Raw genomic sequence first — 5312 nt, 5'->3', positions numbered from 1 at the left:
AGACAGCCCATGCCCCATGCCCCATGCCCCATCCCCCATTCCCAATTTGACACTTAATGAGTCCCAGATTCAGCTACACTGAGACTTGGTTTATCTGAAATTGTAAGTAGGCATGGAAATCGGACAAAAGGTTAAAGTCTTTCGTTTGCGCGATCGCGTCTCTCCCCCCCTTGTAAAAAGGCTAGGACAAGTAGGTGGCATCTTGGGCTACAAAGTGACCGATGGTGGCGGTGTCGGTGTAGTAGTACAGTTTGATGATGGTTTTTCTACTTGGTTTTTTGAAGATGAAATCAAACCTGTGTAATAGAGAGAACTTAAAGCGGAAGCTGAGAGTATTTGTTGAGTGCTAAGGTTGAAAAGATCGGCGGTGAAAATAGGAATCAAGTAATGGCCCTAATATTGACATTTTTGGGCAAAAGCGGCGTTGATCGTACCAAAATTGCGATCGCCGCCGCCAAATTATTGGCAAGCCAAGGTAAACGCGTACTTCTAGCAGGACATCCAGAACCAACATTTCAAATCCTGCTAGGTACTACAATTACTCCCGACCCCCACCAAATCGCTCCCAACTTGCAAGTTGTACAGTTTCAAGCATCTTTATTGCTAGAACGCAACTGGGACGAAGTGAAAAAACTTGAGGCTCAATACCTCCGTACACCTATCTTCAAAGAGGTTCATGGTCAAGAACTAGTAGTATTGCCAGGAATGGACAGCGCTCTTGCCCTGAATGCTATCCGCGAATATGATGCCAGTGGCCAATATGATGCGATCGTCTACGATGGCGCAGGTGACGCTTCCACGTTACGAACGTTGGGAATACCAGAGTCTTTGAGCTGGTATTTCCGGCGATTTCGGCAATTGTTTGTCAACTCCGACCTGGGAAAAACAATTTCGGAATCGCCGCTGATTCAACCACTGGTCAGTACTTTTTTCAATATCAACTGGACGGCAGATAACTTTGCCCAACCCACTAATCAAGCCAACAATTTCTTAGAAAAAGGTAGGGCTGCTTTAGCTGATCCTAAGCGCATTGCTGCTTTTTTGGTAACTACACAAGACCCGATTGAAGTAGCAAGTACCCGTTACTTATGGGGTAGTGCTCAACAAGTCGGTCTAACTGTTGGCGGTGTTCTCTTGGTGTCGTCTGAGACAAGCGTTAACCTGTCAGAGGAATTTGCACCTCTACCTGTTAGCGTCGTCCCTGACTCACCAACAGGTGACTGGCAACCAATGCTAGATGCCCTACCCAACTTTGAAGCGCAAGCAGTACAAGCTCCCAGACCAATTGAAATTGACATCCAAAATCGCCAGGTACGGTTATTTTTGCCAGGATTTGAGAAAAAACAGGTCAAACTCACTCAGCAAGGCCCAGAAGTCACAGTGGAAGCAGGAGATCAACGGCGGAATCTCTCCCTACCCCCTGCCCTGAGTGGTAGACCCGTTACTGGAGCAAAGTTTCAGAATAGTTATTTGATAATTTCGTTTTAAGTCACGGTAATGGTGCATAGGAATTGGGGATTGAAGAAGGCAATAGGGTACAGGTTATTCCTTATTGCCTCCAGCCTCTTCCCTAACCCCAATGCTTAATACCTTATTAATAAGTACACCTTATGTCTGAATCAACCCCTATTACCCCAGATCCCAACCCTGCTGAGTCACTAGATTCAGTAGCAATAAATCCCAGTGTGCCAGCAACAGCCATTGGCGATGGGCTACGCACCGCTGGAAGCGATCGCAATGCTAAAACCAGGCAGCTACTGGGTATGAAAGGTGCAGCATCAGGGGAAACTTCCCTTTGGAAAATCCGGTTACAACTGATGAAGCCCATCACCTGGATTCCCCTCATTTGGGGTGTAGTCTGCGGTGCGGCTTCTTCTGGTGAGTATATCTGGACACTTGAAAATGTGCTGAAGTCAGCAACTTGTATGTTGCTAGCTGGGCCCTTGATGACAGGTTACACTCAAATCCTCAATGATTACTACGATCGCGAAATCGATGCGATCAATGAACCCTATCGCCCTATTCCCTCTGGGGCAATTCCTCTAAGCCAAGTAACTACGCAGATTTGGGTATTGCTTATTGCTGGTATTGGTCTGGCATTTGTTCTGGATGTGTGGGCTGGTCATGAATTTCCCACAATCACTGTAATTGCCTTAATCGGTTCTTTCATCGCTTACATCTATTCTGCGCCTCCCTTGAAACTCAAGCAAAACGGCTGGCTGGGTAGCTACGCCTTGGGTGCAAGTTATATTACTCTACCTTGGTGTACAGGACAAGCTTTGTTTGGCGACCTCAGTCCCACAATTGTGATTCTGACAATGTTCTATAGCTTAGCGGGATTGGGAATTGCCATTGTTAATGATTTTAAGAGTGTAGAGGGCGATCGCCAGCTAGGATTACAGTCACTACCCGTCGTGTTTGGGATCAACACTGCCGCTTGGATTTGTGTAGTGATGATTGATTTATTTCAAGGATTGATTGCTGCTTATCTTGTCTATATCCATGAGAATTTGTACGCAGCAATTCTCGTACTGTTAATCATCCCGCAAATTACCTTGCAGGATATGTATTTCCTGCGTGACCCCGTGAGTAATGACGTTAAGTACCAAGCCAGCGCCCAACCGTTCCTTGTCTTGGGAATGCTCGTCACTGGTTTAGCACTTGGTCATGCTGGCATTTAACTCAGCACGGGCTACGCCCCGCTACCCTAACAGCACTCCCTTTTACAGGCAGACGCGATTAATCGCGTCTCAGCACCACTAAACTTAATACCTCTGTAGTTAGAAGTTAGGAATGAGGAGTTAGGAGTTAATATAACTTTTAACTCCTAATTTGTATCAGAACTTACCGTGTTAGAACTGATGTCTTTTCTCATTCATGGGATTCAACCATTTTTAGTCCCTATTTGCTTTGTTGTTGCTTGGACTTTAATTATTCTCGTTGTTTGGAGTCTCTGGACAGCAGCGCGAGATAGTGTCAGCACTGCCAAGCAAATGCATCAAATCCCCTGTACTAGCTGCCAATTTTTTACGGACAATTACCGTCTCAAATGCACCGTACACCCTTCCACTGCCAATACAGAAGAAGCTATCAACTGTATTGACTATCAACCGAAAACAAATCCTTATTTATACTAAGTAAAAAGAGATGGGTTAGATGAGGAAGCATAGGGAGAATAATTAATGACCCTTGACCCTTGACCCTTGACCAATTCAAAACCTCAAATCAAAAATTGATTGATGCTAATTCAAAAACTTCAAGACTGTCCTGAATTCATCGCAGGAGATAACACCATTCTCCGGGAACTACTACATCCAGATAAGCAACCACTGGCATTGCGCTATAGTTTGGCTCATGCAATACTGCCAGTAGGAAAAACCTCTCAACCACACTCCCTCTCTACCTCAGAAGTCTATTACATTCTCACTGGCACCGGAGAAATGCACATTGATGATGAAACCCAAATAGTTCAGCCAGGAGATGCGGTGTATATTCCTCCTAATACGCGGCAATTTATCTGTAATTCTGGCATTGAACCGCTGGTATTTATTTGTATTGTTGATCCAGCATGGCGTAAAGAAGATGAAACAGTTTATTAAAAACTAGTAGTTTGTCATATTTTCAATATCTAGAAAAAATCTCAGCACTTTTAGCAGTCAACTTTGCTTAACCAAGTAACCAAGTCATTGGAGTCAAGTGCTATTTCACTTCCTAACGTTTTGATATAAAGAAGTCCATCGCTAATAATTAAATCTCTGATTGGATACCATGACTCTCTTGTCCTGATCAGAAGTTCCAACGGAATTCCTGGTCGTAAAGCATACTTACGATATTTCCACCAAGCTCGCCATAGGAAGACAGATTTAGTACAGTGCATCTGATAGCCTTTTGGAACTTCGTAGTATTGATATTGATAGAAACCACGATTATCTACTTCTCCTTTGAGAAGATAATTAGATTCTGCTAATACCTGATTTAATAATTCCCAATGAGATGAGTTTGCGTGAATCAAGAATTTAGGTATTTTGTTAGATAATTGAGCAGTGGCAATCACCCCTTCGGTTTTAGCGGTAAGTTGATTAATTTTATATACTGTTTGTGCTGTCAAAGAAGGGTTTGACAACAAAATATCTTTTTTTTGGATAGAGTTTTGCACAAACTCTCTAATTAAATCTAAATTAGACAACATAAAGTTATTTATACTAAGTCAAGCAGTGTGACGGAAACCACAACACTATGTAAATTAGTAATTACACTGCTATTTCGGTCAATTCAGGATTATTATAAACTTTATTTATACTTAACCCCTGCTTAATACTGAGTATACGTCCCAAAATATAGTTGACAAATTACTACTTATCTGAAGTCAGCAAAGCGGGACTTTAAATTTTTACGTCTTTGAGAAATGGTGTAAAGACTGAAACCAATTCTGGACGACTAACAGCAAGCGTGGGAAAGGAGCGATCGCTATAATCTTCTCCCGGTGACAATGGAAATGGCTCTGATTTGAGCGATAACCAAACGCCACCAGCAGCTTGGACAATTACCCAAGCTCCTGCCAAGTCCCAAACTTTTGGTGTCGCCTCAATACCACCTAGTGTTGCTCCAGTAGCAACCATCAAGAAGTTATAACTAGCTACACCCAACATCCGAATTTTGCAGGGAAAGCCATTTCGGATAATTTCAGTGCTGCGGGAACAGAGGTTAAAAAAGTGATTGTTACTAGGACTGTCAACGCTGGTGTGGATAGGATGGTGATTGAGGAATGCCCCTGTTGGTACAGTTAACCCAGATGAACCTGCCCAAAAACCATGAAAAGCTTGAGCCAATGGCGGCGCATAAACATAACCAAAAATAGGTGTACCTTTATACAGTAATCCTAGAGAAATTGACCAGATGGGAATGCCGCGGGTAAAGTTTGTTGTACCATCCAAAGGATCAATTACCCAGCACCATTCCGTACCAGGAAATGACTGATCGCTCTCTTCGCTCAAAATTCCGTAACCAGAGAAATTAGAAGCGATCGCATCCCGAATTTCCTGATCTGCCCATTTATCCGCTTGCGTTACCAAACTACCATCAGCTTTTTGCAAAGCCTGCACCTGCCCAAAATCCTGCATCAATTGCTTTCCCACCCTGGTAGTAGTACTTTGGGCAAAATCAAGAATTGTTGTCCAAAAATCATTCATGGTTAATTGTCATTTGTCATTTGTCATTTGTCAGTCGCCCCATGCCCCATGCCCAATGCCCAATGCCCAATGCCCCATGCCCCATGCCCCATGCCCAATGCCCCATACCTGTCTCTTATACAC

The 5312-nt window shown here is 43.5% G+C and carries 7 protein-coding genes; 5 read left to right on the top strand and 2 right to left on the bottom strand.

The annotated features are described in order from the left end of the window. Positions 1 to 112: 112 nt before the first annotated feature. From IQ246_RS28710 to IQ246_RS28690, 5 genes are all read left to right on the top strand, one after another. Positions 113 to 304, top strand: a complete 192-nt coding sequence (locus IQ246_RS28710; protein WP_194006687.1) for a DUF2862 domain-containing protein — start codon at positions 113 to 115, stop codon at positions 302 to 304. Between the two features lie 83 nt (positions 305 to 387). Beyond that, positions 388 to 1488: an ArsA family ATPase gene (locus IQ246_RS28705; RefSeq protein ID WP_194006686.1), complete on the top strand. Its 1101-nt coding sequence runs from the start codon at positions 388 to 390 to the stop codon at positions 1486 to 1488. A gap of 122 nt (positions 1489 to 1610) precedes the next feature. Next, a complete protein-coding gene (chlG, locus tag IQ246_RS28700; protein WP_194006685.1) occupies positions 1611 to 2681 on the top strand; it encodes a chlorophyll synthase ChlG in 1071 nt (356 codons plus the stop codon). 180 nt (positions 2682 to 2861) lie between these two features. Further along, positions 2862 to 3137, top strand: a complete 276-nt coding sequence (locus IQ246_RS28695; protein ID WP_208492345.1) for a hypothetical protein — start codon at positions 2862 to 2864, stop codon at positions 3135 to 3137. Between the two features lie 102 nt (positions 3138 to 3239). Next, on the top strand, positions 3240 to 3599 hold the full coding sequence (locus tag IQ246_RS28690) for a cupin domain-containing protein (RefSeq protein WP_194006683.1): 360 nt from the start codon (positions 3240 to 3242) through the stop codon (positions 3597 to 3599). 50 nt (positions 3600 to 3649) lie between these two features. Here the strand turns inward: IQ246_RS28690 and IQ246_RS28685 are convergent, their stop codons facing one another. Both IQ246_RS28685 and IQ246_RS28680 read right to left on the bottom strand, forming a co-directional pair. Beyond that, entirely contained in the window at positions 3650 to 4189 is a 540-nt protein-coding gene (locus IQ246_RS28685; RefSeq protein WP_194006682.1) for a hypothetical protein, read from the bottom strand. A gap of 193 nt (positions 4190 to 4382) precedes the next feature. After that, positions 4383 to 5189, bottom strand: a complete 807-nt coding sequence (locus IQ246_RS28680) for an inositol monophosphatase family protein (RefSeq protein WP_194006681.1) — start codon at positions 5187 to 5189, stop codon at positions 4383 to 4385. Between the last annotated feature and the right edge of the window lie 123 nt (positions 5190 to 5312).

Source organism: aff. Roholtiella sp. LEGE 12411 (assembly GCF_015206995.1).
Classification (GTDB): domain Bacteria; phylum Cyanobacteriota; class Cyanobacteriia; order Cyanobacteriales; family Nostocaceae; genus Komarekiella.
Note: the sequence above shows the minus strand (reverse complement) of the source record. Positions and strands in the feature narration are given on the sequence as shown.